Annotated in this window: 20 protein-coding genes and 1 pseudogene; 7 read left to right on the forward strand and 14 right to left on the reverse strand. The window is 40.8% G+C overall.

What is annotated here, in order from left to right:
* Positions 1–89: 89 nt before the first annotated feature.
* From GJB62_RS18545 to GJB62_RS18555, 3 genes and pseudogenes are all read right to left on the reverse strand, one after another.
* Positions 90–1,184 (reverse strand): reverse transcriptase domain-containing protein, encoded by a 1,095-nt coding sequence (locus GJB62_RS18545; RefSeq protein WP_114082807.1) that lies wholly within the window; start codon positions 1,182–1,184, stop codon positions 90–92.
* Between the two features lie 353 nt (positions 1,185–1,537).
* Positions 1,538–2,605, reverse strand: coding sequence for an ATP-binding protein (locus GJB62_RS18550; RefSeq protein WP_114082808.1), 1,068 nt, complete (start codon positions 2,603–2,605; stop codon positions 1,538–1,540).
* An 81-nt stretch (positions 2,606–2,686) separates the two neighbouring features.
* A pseudogene (locus GJB62_RS18555) lies at positions 2,687–2,932 on the reverse strand (hypothetical protein); the annotation flags it as partial.
* 338 nt (positions 2,933–3,270) lie between these two features.
* Between GJB62_RS18555 and GJB62_RS18560 the strand changes: the two are divergent.
* Together GJB62_RS18560 and GJB62_RS18565 are read left to right on the forward strand one after the other, a co-directional pair.
* On the forward strand, positions 3,271–3,759 hold the full coding sequence (locus tag GJB62_RS18560) for a hypothetical protein (RefSeq protein ID WP_114082809.1): 489 nt from the start codon (positions 3,271–3,273) through the stop codon (positions 3,757–3,759).
* Positions 3,760–3,853: 94 nt separating this feature from the next.
* The gene (locus GJB62_RS18565) at positions 3,854–4,186 is read left to right on the forward strand and encodes a translation initiation factor (RefSeq protein ID WP_114082810.1); all 333 of its coding nucleotides are present in this window, start codon (positions 3,854–3,856) and stop codon (positions 4,184–4,186) included.
* 251 nt (positions 4,187–4,437) lie between these two features.
* Here GJB62_RS18565 and mdh read toward each other — a convergent pair whose 3' ends face one another.
* From mdh to GJB62_RS18590, 5 genes are all read right to left on the reverse strand, one after another.
* Complete coding sequence (gene mdh, locus GJB62_RS18570) at positions 4,438–5,421, reverse strand: malate dehydrogenase (protein WP_114082811.1); 984 nt, start codon at positions 5,419–5,421, stop codon at positions 4,438–4,440.
* 81 nt (positions 5,422–5,502) lie between these two features.
* Entirely contained in the window at positions 5,503–5,718 is a 216-nt protein-coding gene (locus GJB62_RS18575) for an NAD(P)H-quinone oxidoreductase subunit O (RefSeq protein WP_114082812.1), read from the reverse strand.
* Positions 5,719–5,804: 86 nt separating this feature from the next.
* On the reverse strand, positions 5,805–6,671 hold the full coding sequence (locus tag GJB62_RS18580; protein WP_114082813.1) for a DNA-formamidopyrimidine glycosylase: 867 nt from the start codon (positions 6,669–6,671) through the stop codon (positions 5,805–5,807).
* 250 nt (positions 6,672–6,921) lie between these two features.
* Positions 6,922–7,137: a photosystem I reaction center subunit IV gene (locus tag GJB62_RS18585; RefSeq protein WP_114082814.1), complete on the reverse strand. Its 216-nt coding sequence runs from the start codon at positions 7,135–7,137 to the stop codon at positions 6,922–6,924.
* 309 nt (positions 7,138–7,446) lie between these two features.
* A complete protein-coding gene (locus GJB62_RS18590; protein WP_114082815.1) occupies positions 7,447–8,031 on the reverse strand; it encodes a PAP/fibrillin family protein in 585 nt (194 codons plus the stop codon).
* 242 nt (positions 8,032–8,273) lie between these two features.
* Here GJB62_RS18590 and GJB62_RS18595 point away from each other — a divergent pair, with 242 nt between their 5' ends.
* A complete protein-coding gene (locus GJB62_RS18595) occupies positions 8,274–8,510 on the forward strand; it encodes a DUF3134 domain-containing protein (protein WP_114082816.1) in 237 nt (78 codons plus the stop codon).
* A gap of 80 nt (positions 8,511–8,590) precedes the next feature.
* Positions 8,591–9,682 carry a phospho-N-acetylmuramoyl-pentapeptide-transferase gene (gene mraY / locus GJB62_RS18600; protein WP_114082817.1) on the forward strand — a complete coding sequence of 364 codons (1,092 nt, stop codon included), beginning with the start codon at positions 8,591–8,593 and terminating at the stop codon, positions 9,680–9,682.
* A 234-nt stretch (positions 9,683–9,916) separates the two neighbouring features.
* On the opposite strand, the gene GJB62_RS18605 is transcribed toward mraY, so the two are convergent.
* The 4 genes from GJB62_RS18605 to GJB62_RS37500 all read right to left on the reverse strand — a co-directional run bounded on the left by GJB62_RS18605 (position 9,917) and on the right by GJB62_RS37500 (position 12,984).
* Entirely contained in the window at positions 9,917–11,668 is a 1,752-nt protein-coding gene (locus tag GJB62_RS18605; RefSeq protein ID WP_114082818.1) for a diguanylate cyclase, read from the reverse strand.
* Between the two features lie 126 nt (positions 11,669–11,794).
* A complete protein-coding gene (locus tag GJB62_RS18610) occupies positions 11,795–12,307 on the reverse strand; it encodes a MogA/MoaB family molybdenum cofactor biosynthesis protein (RefSeq protein WP_114082819.1) in 513 nt (170 codons plus the stop codon).
* Positions 12,308–12,408: 101 nt separating this feature from the next.
* Positions 12,409–12,750 carry a photosystem II reaction center protein Psb28 gene (gene psb28, locus GJB62_RS18615; RefSeq protein WP_114082820.1) on the reverse strand — a complete coding sequence of 114 codons (342 nt, stop codon included), beginning with the start codon at positions 12,748–12,750 and terminating at the stop codon, positions 12,409–12,411.
* Positions 12,751–12,852: 102 nt separating this feature from the next.
* A complete protein-coding gene (locus GJB62_RS37500; RefSeq protein ID WP_220186658.1) occupies positions 12,853–12,984 on the reverse strand; it encodes a D-aminoacyl-tRNA deacylase in 132 nt (43 codons plus the stop codon).
* A 14-nt stretch (positions 12,985–12,998) separates the two neighbouring features.
* Between GJB62_RS37500 and GJB62_RS18620 the strand changes: the two genes are divergently transcribed.
* The gene (locus GJB62_RS18620; protein WP_306297097.1) at positions 12,999–13,097 is read left to right on the forward strand and encodes a DUF4351 domain-containing protein; all 99 of its coding nucleotides are present in this window, start codon (positions 12,999–13,001) and stop codon (positions 13,095–13,097) included.
* A gap of 14 nt (positions 13,098–13,111) precedes the next feature.
* On the opposite strand, the gene GJB62_RS18625 is transcribed toward GJB62_RS18620, so the two are convergent.
* On the reverse strand, positions 13,112–14,593 hold the full coding sequence (locus GJB62_RS18625) for a GTP-binding protein (protein WP_114082821.1): 1,482 nt from the start codon (positions 14,591–14,593) through the stop codon (positions 13,112–13,114).
* Positions 14,594–14,805: 212 nt separating this feature from the next.
* Here GJB62_RS18625 and tpiA point away from each other — a divergent pair, with 212 nt between their 5' ends.
* The gene (gene tpiA, locus GJB62_RS18630; RefSeq protein ID WP_114082822.1) at positions 14,806–15,537 is read left to right on the forward strand and encodes a triose-phosphate isomerase; all 732 of its coding nucleotides are present in this window, start codon (positions 14,806–14,808) and stop codon (positions 15,535–15,537) included.
* Positions 15,538–15,754: 217 nt separating this feature from the next.
* Positions 15,755–16,615, forward strand: a complete 861-nt coding sequence (gene folP, locus GJB62_RS18635; RefSeq protein ID WP_114082823.1) for a dihydropteroate synthase — start codon at positions 15,755–15,757, stop codon at positions 16,613–16,615.
* A gap of 3 nt (positions 16,616–16,618) precedes the next feature.
* On the opposite strand, the gene GJB62_RS18640 is transcribed toward folP, so the two are convergent.
* Positions 16,619–17,455: an SPFH domain-containing protein gene (locus GJB62_RS18640; RefSeq protein WP_114082824.1), complete on the reverse strand. Its 837-nt coding sequence runs from the start codon at positions 17,453–17,455 to the stop codon at positions 16,619–16,621.
* Positions 17,456–17,860: the final 405 nt, after the last annotated feature.

Here is a 17,860-nt window from a genome sequence, read left to right on the forward strand (position 1 = left end):
AAAGAGCGCGAAGGTAAGAAAAGAGATATATTTTGCTATTTTTAGTTAATAGGTAAATTGCGGAGGAAGTAAAAGCGATAAAGCGATTGCTATTCAACTGCAATACTTTCTTTATCAGCTTCTTTCCTTCTTAGCCCATTAAAAATATTGAGTAATTTTTGATATAGATCATCATCTTTACCTCTGACACTTCCTATAAATTCGATTTTTCCCCGCAATGAATCAAGAAAAGCTGGTATATCCTTCTCTGGCAAAATTGGTTTTTTTGCGTATTTAGATATGTAAGTCTCTACTGCTTGTTCCAAACCATATTTTTCCCAAGCATGAAGAGCGCCATAAAGATTACGTATATATTTGCGATTAACATTAACAGATTTATTAACAATTAAACCAGTAACTGCCTGCCTCTGTGTTTTATAAGCTAGTCTAACCTTTGCATCATTTATCTGAAATCCATTTTTCTCTATAATTGACTTCAACTCTTTTCCTAAAACCACATGAGGTAATCCTTTCTTATAACTATCAACTAACGCAGACGGTAACTCATCTCGGTTGATTGAAAATGTTATGTCATCAGCATATCGGGTGTAAAATAAACCATATTCTTCAGCGAATCTTTGTAATTCGCTATCCATTTTTGCACAAATAAGATTTGAGATAATTGGTGAGCTTGGCGCTCCTTGAGGTAGCTTATTATTAAAACAGCAAATCTGAGCTAATATAGTGGCAACTTTTTCGTTTACTTCGTAAGGCTTTGCAATAAAAACACCTCTAACTCGACCAAAATTAATTGAATCAAAAAAATCCTTGAGATCAAGATTTAAAATAAATTTCTTCTTAATATGGGCTTTAGCATTAGTAACTATACTTCGTTTAGCAGCAAAACCATGAACAGATGCTCTAGGACGATAAATAGTATATAAAACTTGGCTCAATTTCCTCTGAATAATTGCTAAGGATTTATTGGGAGAATGAATAGTTCTAGATCCACCAGATTTTTTAGGTACTATAAAAGTGTTATATCGTGAATCTTCAGACTTTCGGTAAATGTAATAAATTAAGTTTTTGTACGGCACTTCTAGAAGTTGTGCAACATCTTGTGGAGATTCTAATTTTTTAAATTTTTCTGATAGTTCTTTACAGCTATCATATAGTAATAAAGAATGGGAAGTATCTTTGCTCACAACTGCTTACTAGCTTCGCTAAAAAAATACCTACTATGGACATTCACGCTTAATGCATTACGTAACACACAATAAATCGTCACGTGGCGTAAGGCTAACATGAGAATACACCGTTGCAGTATCGTCAACGGAAATAAATGCCCATAAGCAGGTAATGTGATAGTTATAACATAATATATATAGAATTTCCACAGAGGTTATAAAAACAAAGTGGTTTATTTGTTACTCAATCAGGTAATCAGATAGTACCCAATCTTGAATATGGTACATAGTCTGACAAGGCTGATAAGCAATAGTCTTAAGTTGGCTCTAAAAAACTGATAAAACAAGAAAATTTAAATTTTGAGTTATTTTTAGGAAATTGTATTAATTCTTATACCTCCTTGAAACATCTTGGAATATGTCTTTTTCTTTTCATATTTTGCAGCCCTATAATTTGGAGATTTTAAAAGAGCATAATTAAAAAACTTAATAGACTCTTTGTATTTACCTAACTCCCTAAATGTAATACCAATCTGAGTCAGAATAGTATAATCATCTTGATTAAGCTTTAATGCATCTTGATAAGATTTAAGTGCTTCATCTGTTCTATTTGCAATAAAAAGTATCTCTCCTTGTGCTTTTAAAAGATCAAAATCATTTTTGTCAAACTGTAAAGCATCGTGAATAGTTGACAATGCACCTTCTAAATCACCAATACTTTTTCGTGCAGACGCATAAGCAAATCTTGTTTTAGAATTACTAGGATTTAAGATTATAAGTTTCTCATACGTTTCCTCCATTGTTTCTATATCACCCATAAATTTTGCTATCTCAGCTTTTTTCTTTAAAAGGCTAATATTATCAGCATCTTTTTCTAAACTCCTATTAATTTTTTCTAATTCTTTTCTTAAATACCTTTGGTGACGAAATTTAATTTCTTGTGCAAATCTTTCACCTTCAAGCTTTATGCAGCTTGATTCCTTTTTAAGATAATGGCTTTCTCCTCCTGTTTGATATAACCAATGTGAACCATTTGATGTTCTGAAAAGATAATCTTCTTCTATTTTTGAAGTATGTATTTGTACAATATATAAATCGTTAATTTTCTTGTCCTCGGTGTCATAAACAGGATGGGGATAAACAGTATAACAAGATGGGGGAAGAGCTGGCTGTACATTCGTTAATTTATCAGTTATTCTTTTTTGCATTTCATCTATTAAACTTCGACTAAGATTAATTCCTAATATTTTGCCAGCATCATCTATCCCTAGATAGATATCTCCTTCTCCCAAGGCATTGATAAATCCTATTATGTATTGTTCTGCATGATCTACAATTTTGTTAAGAGGTTTTTCAGATTTTATCTCTTTAAATTCAACATATTGTCCCTCTTGATAGTGGAAAGTTTCTTCTTTGATGAATTTAATCTCTTGTGTCATATTAGGAGCTAATGTGTAGAGTTAGCTTGAAATTACTAACTGTCTGAAATTTGTTGTAGTAAGTTAGTATTTTTACATATTCAACAACGCATCCGCCGCCCAAGTACCGACAATCGTCCCTTCAAATTTAAAATCGCCTTTGGAAATTGCGATCGCACCCTGATTCTGCAATTCTTCAAATGAAACCTGATAATCAGCTACCTTCTGGCTTTTAGATACAATTCGCTTGCTAAGTTGACCCTTTTTAACTTCCTGCTGCGTTCCTCCCAAATCCCACAAAGCCAAAAGCAGACGAGTTCTAGTTTGGGCAATATTTTTTGATGTCATATTTAATCTATTTTTTGGCAAAGATCATCATAGTAGCTGTATATTTATAATTTATTTACCTAGAAAAAATAACCGAGAAATTGCTGAATATTTCGGCGTTTCAGCTAAATAGATTAATCAAAAATCAATAATATATTTCTTTGGGATGAATGCAATTTCTCTCAAAGGCAGGATGGAAGACTTGAGAAAACCAATCATCATAAAAGTGAAACGCTGTAGCTGTGCAGTTACAAATTAAGTGAAATATGTTTTTTCAATCCCAGGTGAAATAACAGGATTTCCAACTTGGTTTTTGCAACAGCGAGGCTTTTAGCAAATACAGGTGATGAAGAAATCCAATGAACACAATATTTAAAGAACGTAAAATAGTGTCGCGTCTATTTGCAGTGCTACTTTCGGCATTGCTAATGGTACCCTTGCTGAGTAGCTGCGGAGGCGGTTCCCAAAAAGCTTCAGTACCACCACCTGTTGATGATACCGTTGGTAGAACAGTCAGCGATCGCACAAACCAAACCGAAGTTAAGAAAGGATTGGGTACAGGTCAAAAAGTGGCACTTTTGGCGGGGGCTGCGGCACTTTACTACATGTACAACCAGCATAAGAATGCTCCCCAAGAAGGAGCGCAAGGTAAGTACTATCTTTCCAAGAACGGGCGCGTATACTACCGCGATGCTGAACATCGCGCTCACTGGGTAACGCCACCAGCAGAAGGAATCCGAGTACCCGAATCTGAAGCACAAAAGTATCGGGAATTCCAGGGCTATAACCGGAGTGCCACAGGTCGCGATCTAACTGGTATAACTTCATCCGCAGCACCAGCACTCTAGATCCGCGAAGCGTGTGTAAATATAAAGCGGGTTTCCCGGAGGATAACGCCATCGCGCACGTCGGAAACACGAACTTAAATCAGGAGACTAGATTATGGTAAATGAATTTTTCCGAAAGGCGAAAGATTTACTCTTGGGATCGAACAGCGATCAAGCTGATCAAAATGCTGAATTCCGCGATCGCAATGTCCGCCCAGCCAGCGAAGACCCCTACGGCGATCCCGCAGACCCAGCGTCTTACGGCAACGTTATTCCAGCCAGTCAAGACCCCTACGGCGACCCCGCAGATATATCGTCTTACGGCAACGTTCGCCCAGCTAGTGAAGATCCTTACGGCGACCCCGCAGACACAGGGGAGTTTGGTGATGTCCGCCCAGCTAGCGAAGACCCCTACGGCGACCCCGCAGATGAGGATTACCGTCGTTAACGCGAACGGCACAAATATTCTGGTGAGTTTGACAAACCTCTCCCTGCCTTGAACTAAAGTTCAAGTCTGTCCCTCTCCGACTCGGAGAGGGACTGTTTTATGTAGTAAGGGAATTGCAAAAAATAAATTATCCACAAAGACACGATAAATCGCCGTCTTTACAATAATCAGTCCTTTGTAGAGACGGCGATTTATCGCGTCTCTTACTTTAACCGAACCGTATTGCACTATATGACATGTTGAATTACGAATTAGGAATTATTTTTGTTAGCCAAAATTTCCTGCGATCGCTCAATATTTTGACGCACAGATTGAGCCGAAGTATGCAAACCCTCTCTTTCTTCATCGCTGAGTGTCAATTCCAATACACTCTCAATTCCACCGCATCCCAAACGACAGGGAACACCAATTACAACATCTTCTAAACCGTATTCACCTTGCAGATATGCCGCTACAGGCAACAACCGCGACTGATTTAATAAAATCGATTCTACCATCACGCTAGTAGCCGATGCTGGAGCAAAAAAAGCACCACCCGTCTGCATCAATTCCACAATTTCTGCGCCACCGTTGCGGGTTCTTTCTACCAAGCGTTCAATTGTGGCTGCATCCAGCAATTCAGTGATAGGAATGCCGTTAACGGTAGCATAACGAGACAAGGGAACCATTAAATCGCCGTGGCTACCCAATACCATCGCTTTGACATCGGCGGGTAAAACGCCCAATTCTAGGGCAATAAAGGTTTCAAAACGGGCGGAATCTAACACGCCAGCCATACCCATAATGCGATCGCGTGGTAAACCTGTAGCTTGCCAAGCTAAATAAGTCATCACATCCAACGGATTGGTGACGACAATAAAAATAGCATTGGGAGAATGAGCGATCGCATTTTTTGCCGCTTCCACCACAATCTTGGCATTGGTTTTCAGCAAATCATCCCGACTCATTCCTGGTTTGCGGGGAAGTCCTGCGGTAATCACCACAATTTGAGAACCAGATGTGTCAGCATAATTATTTGTGCCGATAATCTGGCGATTATGTATTTCAATTCCCCTGGCTTCCATCAAATCCAGCGCCAAGCCTTGGGGCATTCCCGCGATAATATCTAGTAAAACTACATCTGCAAGGTTTTTCTCTGCAATGCGTTGAGCTAAAGTGCTACCAACCCTACCCGCACCCACGATGGTGACACGGGGTAAATTACACACAATTGGAGAGTTAGGAGAAAAAGACATAATTATTAAAGTGCGATTTTTATCAAAAAGAATTCAGGAGTCAGAATAAATGCTGAATTCTGACTTCTGAATTCTTTTTGCTTATTTAAACTCTTCTAGTTGATCTACGCGTAACCAAACGTTGGGTGTTGGCACTTTCCCAAACTTAATCAGGGCGTAATCACCTTTAACATCTACTATTTCACCCTTGGTTTCAAACAAATAAGAAGGAAAGCGAGTATCACTGGCTTTTGCTTCCAGACTGTTTTCCAGTTTCTCGCGGATAGCGCGAACCATATCTCCCTTTTTAACCGCCATGAATTCCCCTCTCAAATTTCTAGATTGTTTTATCTGCATTTTAGGAGACTTCCGAATTAGAAGTAACAATTTCTGTAAAAACGCGATTAATCGCGTCTCCTAATTCCCCCTGGCGTTTGACATTCGGAGCAAAAATGACTAGATCGCCCAGCTAGCCTAATCCGTTGAATTGGCATACCACAAACTCGACAGGGTTCTCCAGCGCGATTATAAACCCAGGCAACACCACCATAGTTACCGTTAGTACCTTTGACATTTAGGAAATTACTAAATGTCGTACCACCAGCTTCAATGCTGGTTTCTAAAACTTGAATGATGGCTGTTCGCAAAAGCTCAATTTGCTTTAGCTGTAAATCTATACACAAAGTTTCAGGTAAAATTCCACTCTTAAACAGGGCTTCATCGGCATAAATGTTGCCTAATCCCGCCACCACAGACTGATCGAGTAGCGCAGTTTTAATCGGACGGCGGCGGTTTTTGAGTTTACTTGCTAGATATTCGACAGTGAATTCTGGCGAAAATGGATCTGCTGCCAGTTTTGCCAAACCAGTGATAATACTTTCTACAGCAACACCAGGCGGAACCCACCAAATTTTACCGAAGGTGCGCTGATCGACAAAACGTAATTCCTGCTGATCCCCAAAGAATAATCTAACCCGCGTGTGCTTATGTAATGGTTCATCTCGATGCAGCCATAGTAATTGACCGGTCATTCGCAGATGAACCCCTAGCCAACTGGTTGAGGAAGGGGAAGAGAGTTCGGCCAGGAGATATTTACCGCGACGATGCCAAGTAGCGATCGCATTTTTTTCAATTCTATCAACAAACTCACCAACAGAAAACGGGTAGGCGATGGTGCGATTGAGCAACACATCTCCACCCGTAATTTCTTGGTTAAGAGTCAATTGATTTAGACCCTTTCGGACTGTTTCAACTTCAGGCAGTTCTGGCATTCAAGCTGATTAAGCAGAAAATTTTGATGTACTTGGGGATTTAAGAAAGAAGAGATGGGGTAGAAACTTACACATCCGTAGATGGCTCGTATTATTACCCAAGAGAAACCGTAAATACCCGCAGGGCGGCTCTCATAGATTAGGGTAGGCTAGGGTGAAGAATGAATGAACTGAAATTTTCAGATTTCATACTTCAGACTTAAGACTACCCTTCATCATCGCATCAAACAATCCCCTTGTAGCTTTGCTGCTATTTTTTAGCTGCTTTAGCCTTTGGTGCTTCAACTTCTACCAATTCATCCTGGGCAAAGTTGTTGGTATTGATACCAGAGTAATTGACCTTTTCAAAACGGACAATTACAGGGTATTTGATGCCGCTTTGGTCAATGGAAGCCACAGTTCCTAGATCCTGAAACCAGTAGGATTCAGGGCGGAGAATACGTACTTTAGAACCACGTTGAACCATGATTATTTTCCCTTTTAGTTATCAATCGCCAATCTAGAGGGCTAATTGATTTCACTCTACAACCTGAAGGTCGCTGCTAGAGTCTTTGTTAAGTTATTTGTCTGAATTGGGCATTGGGCATTGGGAATTGGGCATTGGGAAGAGGACTTGGGGACAAGGAGAATTGGGGACAAGGGGAAAGACTTGTTTCAAGTTCTCACCTCTTGTCCCCTGCCCCCCCACCCAAAATTTAAAAAGGTATCAGACCCTACTTGACAAGGTAGACGTTATAGCGTACCTTCATTCGCAAATAGTATTTTTGTACAAACTTTATGTTTTACTCAATATGAACACACTCCCCTCGTTACCTCTGCCAATCCGCAGATCGTTATCTATATAAGTGATATCTAACCAGCCTTGCTGTTTATCACTGTTTATGGCAACATCAATCGCCGGAAATTTTCTACCTTCTTGAATTTGTTGGATAAAAGTTCCCGGAGAATTGTATTCTATTAAACGTTGTAAGCCGATAATAGACCGCTCAAATTTCACTTGGACACGCCGACCTGAAACTGGCTCAAATTTAGCAGCAATGCTGACTAATCCTTCTAAATAAGGTAAGCCATAAATCTCAGCTATGTTGTAAACACTGGTAGTCTCTACCCGGATACACTGATAGATTTGACCCAGTTTACAAAAAGGTAGACGATCTAAATTTAAAAGAGCCTTGCTAGTGGTGTATAGTAATCGCCAATTGCCATCTAGCAAATTACCAGCTTCTACCGGGCGGGGTGTAGGATTAAAGTCTTCTAAATTGGCGATCGCAGCTAAGATAGCTTGTTTCTGTGCTTCAGTCGCTAGTAAACCGCGATTTGTACCAGCGATCGCATCCATGAGAGCCGCTTTTCCCATCATCGCCTGTCACCTCTAAAATCAGTCAGTTTCCATCAGCATAAACAAGATATTCATCACATATATGGAGAACCATAAAACTTACTAAGAATTGCTTGACTTAAGCCTTATGCCTATTAAATAAAAAATTTCTATCTGAATGCGGATTTATTCACTAAAGGGTTGAAAAGATAACTAAATAAATCCGTGTCAAGTGATAGACTCTAAATGTCAACTTACGTAAACCTTTTCTTGTCTTCTTTGATATGTTGAACTCTCCATTACGTGAAGAACCCCGTAACCAGCGAGCCCATGTCATCCCCCTCAAGCCAGAGTCCTCTATGTTGGATTGGTTGGAAAATAAAGGTCGGATCATAACACGTGACGTTCAAGACCCGGATTTTCAAGATGGGGAAGAAGAAATAGACTCCCTAATGGGTGTAGAAGATGGAATTGGCTACGACCTTGATGATGATGACGATATAGGAATCGCCGAGGATTAGCCTTTTCAGGCTAGGGACTTGGTAGTATCCCTAGCTACTGATATTCAATTTTAATAAGTGTGGAGTGAAGGGAAACTTCTGTGGACGCTAAATTATCTCCTGAGCAAGGATTAAATATTTCTGGAATTGCACTAGCCTCTTTATTAGCCGTTGGGTTAGGTACAACAGCATTTTTCTTAGATTCGATGGCCAACAGGCTACCCTGGCAAAGTATGTCGCTAACCCTGCCACTGCTGTTGTGTGCTATGGGTTCAGGTGTGGTTGGCTTTTGGGTAATACCTTTACTCCAAGCACTCAAAACTGGACAAATAATCCGCGAAGATGGGCCCCAAGCTCATCTAAAAAAAGCAGGCACTCCCACAATGGGAGGTATATTCTTTATCCCTGTAGGTGTAATTATTGCCTGCATATTGTCTAATTTTGCTACAGATGTCCTTGCAGTTTCGGCATTGACAACCAGCTATGGATTGATTGGCTGGCTTGACGATTGGCAAATTCTGCGCCGGAAATCAAATAAAGGTATATCTCCCCGAACAAAACTTGCTTTGCAAGTGGGTTTTGCGGCAGTATTTTGCCTCTGGCTAATGTTTAATCAACCTTCTAATATTACAAATATTGCTTTACCTTGGGTCAGCTTCACACTACCATTAGGATTTCTATTTTGGCCTTTGGCAGGTTTTGTACTAGTTGCAGAAAGTAACGCGACTAATTTAACAGATGGTATTGATGGCTTGGCAGCCGGAACAGTAGCGATCGCACTTTTGGCATTAGGAGCCTTAATTGCACCTACAGCACCAGGGTTAATGGTTTTTTGTGCGGCTTTAAGTGGTGGTTGTTTAGGTTTCTTAGCCCATAATCGTAACCCAGCCCGCGTTTTCATGGGAGATACCGGTTCCCTCGCACTGGGAGGAGCATTAGCTGCTGTAGCGTTATTAACAAACACCTTAGTAGCACTGTTCATTCTCAGTGGTATCTTCTTCGTAGAAACCCTTTCGGTGATGGCACAGGTAAGTTATTACAAAGCCACCAAGGGCCCTGATGGCAAAGGCAAGCGCCTCTTTAAAATGGCACCCTTACACCATCATTTAGAACTCACTGGCTGGTCAGAATTGCAAGTGGTTGGAGTATTTTATGTCATCGCGGCTATTTTGGCTGCCATCTGCTTGGCGTAGGCGCAGCCCAACCCAGGCATCGCTCCATTCTGAATCATGTTTTGAGAAAATAGTAAAAGATAAAAAACAACTCCCACATCTTCAGGGAGTTGTTTTTTTATCCGGGAAAATGCTTTATCTAAAAGCCTCATAGAAACGCGAAATTGCACTGAGCTTCTCTACACTCTATTCCACCGCTTACAGAATTACGTTAGCGCAGCGTTAGCGAGTCATCGAGCGTCATTACGAATTATTTCAATCGTACCTATTTACATACTCCATAACCCGATTCTTCCCTGTTCGCTTTGCTTCAAGCATTGCTTGATTTGCCCGATTCAAAAAATCCTTAACTGTAATCCCTGGTTCTGATACAGCTATTCCAAAAGAGGCGGTGATCCCTTGAAGGATCTGATCGCCATCCTTCAATTGCATTTGTTCAACATCTACCCTTAATTGTTCTACTCGCTTCCTGAGCGCTTCCAGCGTCATATTAGGCATGACAATCACAAATTCTTCACCACCCCATCTGCAAGGAATATCAAAAGAGCGAATAGATTTTAACAGCAGTTTTCCTAATCCCTGAATAACAATATTGGCAGTCACATGCCCATAGCGCGAGTTATAAGATTTGAAGTTATCGATATCCAGAAAAATAACACTAAGAGGTTGTCCCGACCTTTCAGCCTCCGCTAGCCTTTGTTCCAGTATAGTTTCCATATAGCTTTGATTAAATAGTTGGGTCATCCCATCCCGCAAATTATCATGGGTAAGACGTTGTTTTACCGATAGATTATTTAGTGCAAAGCCTAAAGTTCTAGCAATAATCTCAGTAATTTGTTGATCTTCTGGACTGATTTCTTCAAGGGCATAGATATGTAAAATCCCAACTACTTCGCCTTGTCCAAACAATGGAACACACAAATGTATGCCGCTAATAGGCTGTATTAAATGGTTGCACATCAGTCCTGAGTTACTAGACGATAAAAGGTTGAATTTGCCTCTCCGCAATGCCCAACATTCAGACAGTGAAAATACTTCTTTACTGGTTCTTTTATCTCCCCAAAAACTATTCATCTGAACATAATTCTTGGAATTAGCAATTATATATATACAACCACTCATATTAGGAAATAGCTTGGAACAGGTTAAAGCGACTACTTGATATACCTCATCTTCAGATTCGCAGCAATAAAGCATATCTGCCATATCTGAGAGATATATAAGTTCCCGTTTTTTTGCCTTTAATTTCAGCGTTTTTTCTTCTAGCTGCCGATTTAGATCGGTGAGCGATCGCTGTGCTTCTATTGATTCTGTAATATCGATACTGATCCCACCGATGCGGTAAGCACCCGTTGCGTAATCGCTAAACGGAAACTTAAACGATAGCCAGTAGCACGGCTGATTATTGCCAGGTACCTTTACCTCTTCAATCAGCTTTAAGGGGCGTAGAGTCTTCAAAACGACTTGATCGTTTTCCATTACTCTCTGCCCTTCTTCGGGATCTGGCAAGAATTCACTATCCGTTTTTCCTAACCATTCTTGTGAATCTACTGAAAATCTAGACTGTAGCTCCTGGTTGTAATAAAGCACTCTAGATTGCTCATCTTTGATATAGGCCCCAAATGGGCCCTGATCTAGAAATAGCCGTTGCATCTGCTGGCTGCGTTGAAGTTCGCGGCTATCTTCTTCATATTTGGCGATCGCCTCTACAATTTGATAGGCGGTTGGCATTAGGTAGAGTAAGGCAGACAAGGAAACAAACGCCATTACATCAAGCACGACTAAGTGCAATAGCGATATTGACGAATGTGTTTCAAAAATCGCCAAAAAGTGATGAAATCCGCAAAGTAGTAGGAATCCACCTGATAATAAAAAGGCTAGCCAAAACTTAGAAGGGATAGTTGCCTTAGTTTTGGCAAAGAACACCCCTGTTAATATAGGTATGCCAAAGTATGAAAATGCAGTGATGCCGTGAGCAATTATGCAATTCCAGTAAATAGGCTGCATTGCTTATGTGGTATGAATATTTCATCCGTTTAACTATAATTCTGGGTAGTCTCAAGATGTAAGCGTAGAAAGGATGATTTAAGTGCCTCATAGCTTAGTTTTATTGCAGCCCCCCTGAAAGGCTGCTCATTTCACTCCCTTACAAAGCTGACTTACCAAGTGAGTGAGTTCAGGCACAATCAGTTTTTCCAGCGCCAGGCGCACAGCATTACTAGAACCAGGAAGCGAAAAGATTAATTTATTTTGATACACACCAGCAACAGCGCGAGAAGCGATCGCTCGCGAACCAATTTCTTGATAACTTAAAAAACGGAATAACTCACCAAATCCCGGCAAAGTTTTCTCCAATAACTTCTCAATGGCATCATAAGTAGTATCTCTTGGCGCAATACCTGTGCCACCATTAAAAATTACAGCATCCAAATTTGAGCTTTTACCCAAATTTTCTATCTGCTCTTGAATCTGTGTTGGTTCATCTTTGATAATCGTGTAGGCTCCAACAGCATAGTTAGCACCAAGAAGTAACTGCTGAATTAGCTGACCACTTTTGTCTGTTTCGGGTGTGCGTGTATCGCTGACAGTAACCACAGCGCAAGTTACCGTAATCCCAAGCGAATCTGGATGTGGTTGTTGTGTCATGGATTAAGGGTTTTAACTTTTGATAATGGGCAATTGGGAACGGAGAATGGCGTATTGGACATGAAAAAACAACATAAGCCATTCGCCATTCACCCTACACACTATTTTTCAGCTTTGCTGAGTCCAAGATCGTTTTCTTCAGCATACCGTTCCATGAAGCGCATAAAGCGTTCCCATTCTTGGGCAGATTTCATCACGTAAAGTGCTTCTAATGCTTCCGGTTTCCCGTTGATAAATTTAGCCTTCACTTCACGGGTAATTATTTCGCCTTCTTCGTCACTCAAGTACATCCCGGTAATATCTTCGGTGCTACCTTGATCTAAAATTTTCGGATTCGTAAAAATAAACGTGGCTGTACCACTGTCACCAGTGCGCGATCGCGTCAGCCGCACTTCTGGAATTACTACTTCGTCAAGACCTTTAGAAAACTGGATTTTCGCCATGATGAATGAATTTAAACTTTTGTGATGGTTAATTTAATATTCTCTCATCAATTAGAACTCCACTGTCTATAGGCTTCTGTTATTCTTCTTTAGTGTATATACTTAAATTACCTCTTCATCTGGTATTAAAGTCACCCAGTTATTTTCCGTATCAGTATCAGTATTAGCAATACCCACAAGTAAATTTAGCCCCCGCCCAATTTTGTCGACAATTTCACCGTTATATAGATTCATCAATATTCAAGAGAATTCGAGTCTTATCTACTGAACAATTAGAAGAAGAATTTTTAGACTTTTCAAATGTGTCTGATTTAGTCGCTTGGCTTGAGGAAAATACCAGCAGTTGAAATAAATCTATACATCACTTTCTGAGTTTTACCTTATGGAGTAATTCATCTTTAATTCGGTTGAGAATTGAGGTTTCATCTAGATTTGCCAGAATCCGATTAATTACTGCTTTTGGTCCATCAGGCCCCCAAGTCGCGCCGTTGGCTAAATAAACTTTGGTAACTTGCCCAATACCATAAGAAGAAACACCAGCTACTCCCCCTTGCGTAAGTGCCACTGATATATAAGGGCCAAGGGCAATACCTGCTGTAGCTGTTGCAGAGATACCAAGTAAAGTTTTCAATCCACTCAAACCCAAGTTCGCCAACAATTCACTAGCACCAATTCCGCCCATACTCAGGGCGATTTTTTGTAGCAGTTGTACAGCACCAGATTCGGTCATAGAGAAGCCATAGAGCTTAGATAAACCCAAAATCAGAGCAATATCAATGACCACACTACTCAGAATATCTACCACAGTTACGGGATTAAGTGCGATCGCTAATGCTTTAGTCATCACAGCCTTCCAAATCAACTGATTGGCATTCTGTTCCCGAATCATCAGTTTTCGTTCGATTAACTGCTCATTTACAACGTCGGCATAAAGCATGGTATTAAGAGCAACCAAGGCTTTACCCTCACGATGTAAAATCTCCAAGATTTTCAGCTTCAGTTCTTCAACTTGGGCATTCCCTGTACGCAACTGTATGCCCCTAGTACCATCAGGGCGACGAATCGCCGTCTTCACCAATGGCGATGCCGCAGCCATAACAATCTCTAAAGGCGTGAGTAATTCCCGCACCCTTTCATCCCGAATTTTGTGATAAATTGCCATCCGGTCTGCTTCTGGATACTGGTCTACTTTGTTAAACACCAGAATGATCGGTTTACCTGCTTCCCGCAACTGAGAAAGGGCAGCATATTCTAGCTTCGTCATATCGCCAGAGATTACAAACAGAATCAAATCTGCTTGTTTCGCAATCTGTTCGGCTAACACAGCACGGGTTGCACCATCTACTTCGTCTAACCCAGGAGTATCAATTAATTCCACCTGCGATTGACCTACACCAGGGAGAGTAACTCGCAAAGCCCGTTCAGTTTTTCCAATCGCTTCTTCACTAATACTCCAATTAACTGTTTGTGCAGTCCGAGTGACACCGTGCAGAGGCCCTGTTTCAAATACTGTTTGTCCCACCAAAGAATTTAGTAGCGAAGACTTACCACGCCCTACCATGCCAAAAGCCGCAATCTGCACCACCATGCGGTCTAACTTCCCCAGCATAGTTTCCAAATCAGCAATTTCCGTTTCCAATCCGGTTTTTTCTTGGGGGGTGAGGTCGAGATTGGCTACTAAGTTTCGCAGCGCGGTTTGTGCTTGTTTATAGTTCAGTTCTGTCTGAATGTCTTCAAAACTGAAAATAGCGCTATCCAATTCTTCCTCCCAACTGAGAGAATTTGCTTCAGTGTTAGCAGAATCGCTTTGATCAGGTTCAGGCACAGGTAATGTCGAAGTCATATCAATATGAGGTTTGAAATTTTGGGATTTTTAAATTACCCCTGTCTCTTATCCTAGTTATTTTTAACAAGGGTTTGGGGAGTAGGGGGACAGTGGTGCATAAAAGAATAACTCTTGACCAATGACCAATGACTAATGACTAATGGCTAACAAAAAGTCATAAACTGAAAAATGCATCTAAATAGCGCGTTAGGATCTTGACTAAATTACCTGTGCGGAAAATCGTTATTGCCGGCAACTGGAAAATGTTCAAAACCCAGGCAGAGACCCAGGAGTTTTTACAAGGATTTCTGCCCCACTTAGAGGAAACCCCCCAAGGGCGAGAAGTGATATTGTGTCCTCCGTTCACTGATTTAAGTGTTTTGTCTAAGACCTTGCACGGTAGCCTCATCCAACTAGGGGCACAAAATATCCATTGGGAAGAATATGGAGCCTATACGGGTGAGATTTCTGGCCCAATGCTGACAGAAAGTGGTGTACGCTTTGTTATTGTCGGTCATAGCGAACGACGGCAATACTTTGGTGAAACGGACGCAACCGTTAATCTGCGCCTCCGAACTGCTCAAAGGTTTGGTTTGACTCCAATTCTCTGTGTTGGTGAAACTAAACAACAACGAGATGCAGGAGAAACTGAAGCACTGATTTCTCTCCAACTCGACAAAGGTTTGGTAGATATCGATCAGAATAATTTGGTGATTGCCTACGAGCCAATTTGGGCAATTGGCACTGGTGAAACTTGTGAAGCAGTGGAAGCTAATCGAATCATTGGCTTAATTCGGAGCCAGTTGAGTAATCCAAATGTATCAATTCAATATGGTGGCTCAGTGAAGCCAAATAATATTGATGAAATCATGGCTCAACCAGAAATCGATGGCGTTTTAGTGGGAGGAGCAAGTTTAGAACCTGAGAGTTTCGCTCGGATTGTGAATTTTCACTTAGTGTAATATGCCTTATTTTCGTTCCCATGCTCTGCATGGGAATGCCTAATGTAGATATGAAGAATTCAGAATTGAATTTTGTACGACTAGGTAATGAATATTGCTTGAAAACATTGCTCTTTGTGGGCGAAATAAAATTAAAATATTTTTCAAGAGTTGATACTCCATCCCTTCACGGGTGGAGTATTCTGAATTCTGACTACTGAATTCTGACTCCTGTTTTATGCCAAGCAACTTAATAATTCGAGGACGCTGTTTCGATTGGGGACAGCGAACTTATTTGATGGGCATTTTGAATGTAACGCCTGATAGCTTTAGTGATGGGGGTGACTTTAACACTACCTCTGCGGCTTTAATACAGGCGCAAGCACTCGTAGCGGGTGGTGCTGACATAATCGATGTGGGCGGTCAATCAACTCGGCCAGGGGCAAAGCAAATAACTCTGGCGGAGGAACTTGACCGGGTTTTATCGGTGTTACAGGTGCTAAGACCAGAAATTTCAGTCCCGATTTCTGTAGATACAACCCGTGCGGCTGTAGCCAAGGCATCGGTAGAAGCTGGAGCGGATATTATTAATGATATTTCTGGCGGCACTTTTGACTCAGAAATGTTGGCGACAGTTGCAGAGTTGAGTGTGCCGATTATTTTAATGCATATTCGTGGGACACCACAGACGATGCAACAACAAACTGATTATCAAGATTTGCTCGGTGAGATTTATAGTTTTTTGGCTCGGCAAATTGAGGTAGCGACTGCTGCGGGCATCGGCCTGGATAAAATTATTATCGATCCTGGTATTGGTTTTGCTAAGAACTATGAGCAAAATTTAGAAATTTTTCGCGGCTTGCGATCGCTAACAACACTCAATTGTCCTATCTTGGTAGGAGCATCCCGTAAAAGTTTCATTGGTCGCATTTTAAATCAACCAGATCCCAAAGCACGAGTTTGGGGAACGGCAGCAGCTTGTTGTGCTGCTATTTTTAATGGTGCTGATATCCTCCGAGTTCACGATGTTCAAGAAATGCACGATGTTTCACTAGTAGCTGATGCCCTATTGAGACAACCCATAGAACATGATTGCTAGGTATTACCGTTCTTCGGTTTTTTTGCCGTTACCTTCTTGTGTTACTGACTCAGCTATCAACTCCTGAAACATTTCACTTGAGTTAGCTGGGTCTACAAAGACAATTTTGGCATTATTGCTCTCACCAAGTTTTTGGCTAGCATCTACGTAATCTTGAGCCACGAGATACCGCAAAATATCCCTACTATCTGGATTGGAACGGAGAGCTTGAGAAATGATTTGCACTGAAGCCATAGTTCCTTCTGCTTTCTTAATAGCAGCTTCTTTTTCCCCTTCTGCTTCGGTAATTAGCGCCCGTTTTTTGATGACGGCGGCTTGCTCTTCTTCCCTAGACTTTCGCACACTTTCAGGTAAGGTAATTCTCTGAATATCTAACCGGAGAATCTCAACTCCCCAATCTGCCGTTACATTATTCAATTGATCTAATATAGCTGAGTCCATCTCTGCTCTGGAGACGTTGGTCTGCTCTAGGGTATTTTGGGCAATGATTTCTCGGAGCGTAGTTGTAGTTATCTGTGTTAATGCACCTTGCAGATCCTCAATAGCGTAAAAGCTTCTCTCAATATCTCGAATGCGCCAGTATACAATAGCATCCACTTCTACGTAAATATTATCTTGAGTGATCACATTCTGAGGTTTGATGTCTGTAAACTGCTCTCGTGTAGTATCTTCCATCACAATCTGATCGACCAAGGGAACAATAAAGTTCAGCCCCGGTTTAAGTTTCCGATGATACCGCCCCAAACGTTCGACTAGGGCTTCATTTCCTTGATTAATCAGTTTTGCAGAACCTAACGCATAACCTATAAGGGCTAAAACTATAGCAATAATTGGCTCCATGTATGCTCCTATTCGGCTTTTGGGAGAATTTAGTGTCAAAGATATGCTACTAGCTTGTCATATCTTTAGAGTTTAATGTTTTGAGTCTGTAATTTTATGAACACCAGCAGCGATGTCGAGTCACTGCGCGTCTTGTACATACTTTTGTAAGTAAAACTATTTTGCGGAATGCGTAGAAGCTTTACTTCTTGTCGTCAGACATCGCTATTAAAGCACCTCGATCGCACCCTGGCAAGGACTACTTCATGTAATCAACATTACTTGTACTGACATCTTTAGCCAGCCTGGATTGACATACAGTATATTCACTTAAATTTAATCAATTTTACGTAAAATTTAGTAGCAATTTAACAACTCCACTACAAATCGGGTTAAAATTGGCTTCAGACATTAAAAATATAAAAA

The sequence above is a fragment of the Nostoc sp. ATCC 53789 genome, from assembly GCF_009873495.1.
In the GTDB taxonomy this organism is placed as follows: Bacteria; Cyanobacteriota; Cyanobacteriia; order Cyanobacteriales; family Nostocaceae; genus Nostoc; species Nostoc muscorum_A.

Bases quoted from the DNA above. Each gene is read 5' to 3' on its own strand.
- GJB62_RS18580 (WP_114082813.1), bottom strand. From the start codon at position 6,671: ATGCCAGAACTGCCTGAAGTTGAAACAGTCCGAAAGGGTCTAAATCAA.
- folP (WP_114082823.1), top strand. From the start codon at position 15,755: ATGCCAAGCAACTTAATAATTCGAGGACGCTGTTTCGATTGGGGACAG.
- GJB62_RS18560 (WP_114082809.1), top strand. From the start codon at position 3,271: ATGAACACAATATTTAAAGAACGTAAAATAGTGTCGCGTCTATTTGCA.
- GJB62_RS18640 (WP_114082824.1), bottom strand. From the start codon at position 17,455: ATGGAGCCAATTATTGCTATAGTTTTAGCCCTTATAGGTTATGCGTTA.
- GJB62_RS18585 (WP_114082814.1), bottom strand. From the start codon at position 7,137: ATGGTTCAACGTGGTTCTAAAGTACGTATTCTCCGCCCTGAATCCTAC.
- GJB62_RS18625 (WP_114082821.1), bottom strand. From the start codon at position 14,593: ATGACTTCGACATTACCTGTGCCTGAACCTGATCAAAGCGATTCTGCT.
- GJB62_RS18590 (WP_114082815.1), bottom strand. From the start codon at position 8,031: ATGATGGGAAAAGCGGCTCTCATGGATGCGATCGCTGGTACAAATCGC.
- GJB62_RS18550 (WP_114082808.1), bottom strand. From the start codon at position 2,605: ATGACACAAGAGATTAAATTCATCAAAGAAGAAACTTTCCACTATCAA.
- mdh (WP_114082811.1), bottom strand. From the start codon at position 5,421: ATGTCTTTTTCTCCTAACTCTCCAATTGTGTGTAATTTACCCCGTGTC.
- GJB62_RS18595 (WP_114082816.1), top strand. From the start codon at position 8,274: ATGTTGAACTCTCCATTACGTGAAGAACCCCGTAACCAGCGAGCCCAT.
- psb28 (WP_114082820.1), bottom strand. From the start codon at position 12,750: ATGGCGAAAATCCAGTTTTCTAAAGGTCTTGACGAAGTAGTAATTCCA.
- GJB62_RS37500 (WP_220186658.1), bottom strand. From the start codon at position 12,984: ATGAATCTATATAACGGTGAAATTGTCGACAAAATTGGGCGGGGGCTA.
- GJB62_RS18565 (WP_114082810.1), top strand. From the start codon at position 3,854: ATGGTAAATGAATTTTTCCGAAAGGCGAAAGATTTACTCTTGGGATCG.
- GJB62_RS18575 (WP_114082812.1), bottom strand. From the start codon at position 5,718: ATGGCGGTTAAAAAGGGAGATATGGTTCGCGCTATCCGCGAGAAACTG.
- GJB62_RS18610 (WP_114082819.1), bottom strand. From the start codon at position 12,307: ATGACACAACAACCACATCCAGATTCGCTTGGGATTACGGTAACTTGC.
- GJB62_RS18605 (WP_114082818.1), bottom strand. From the start codon at position 11,668: ATGCAGCCTATTTACTGGAATTGCATAATTGCTCACGGCATCACTGCA.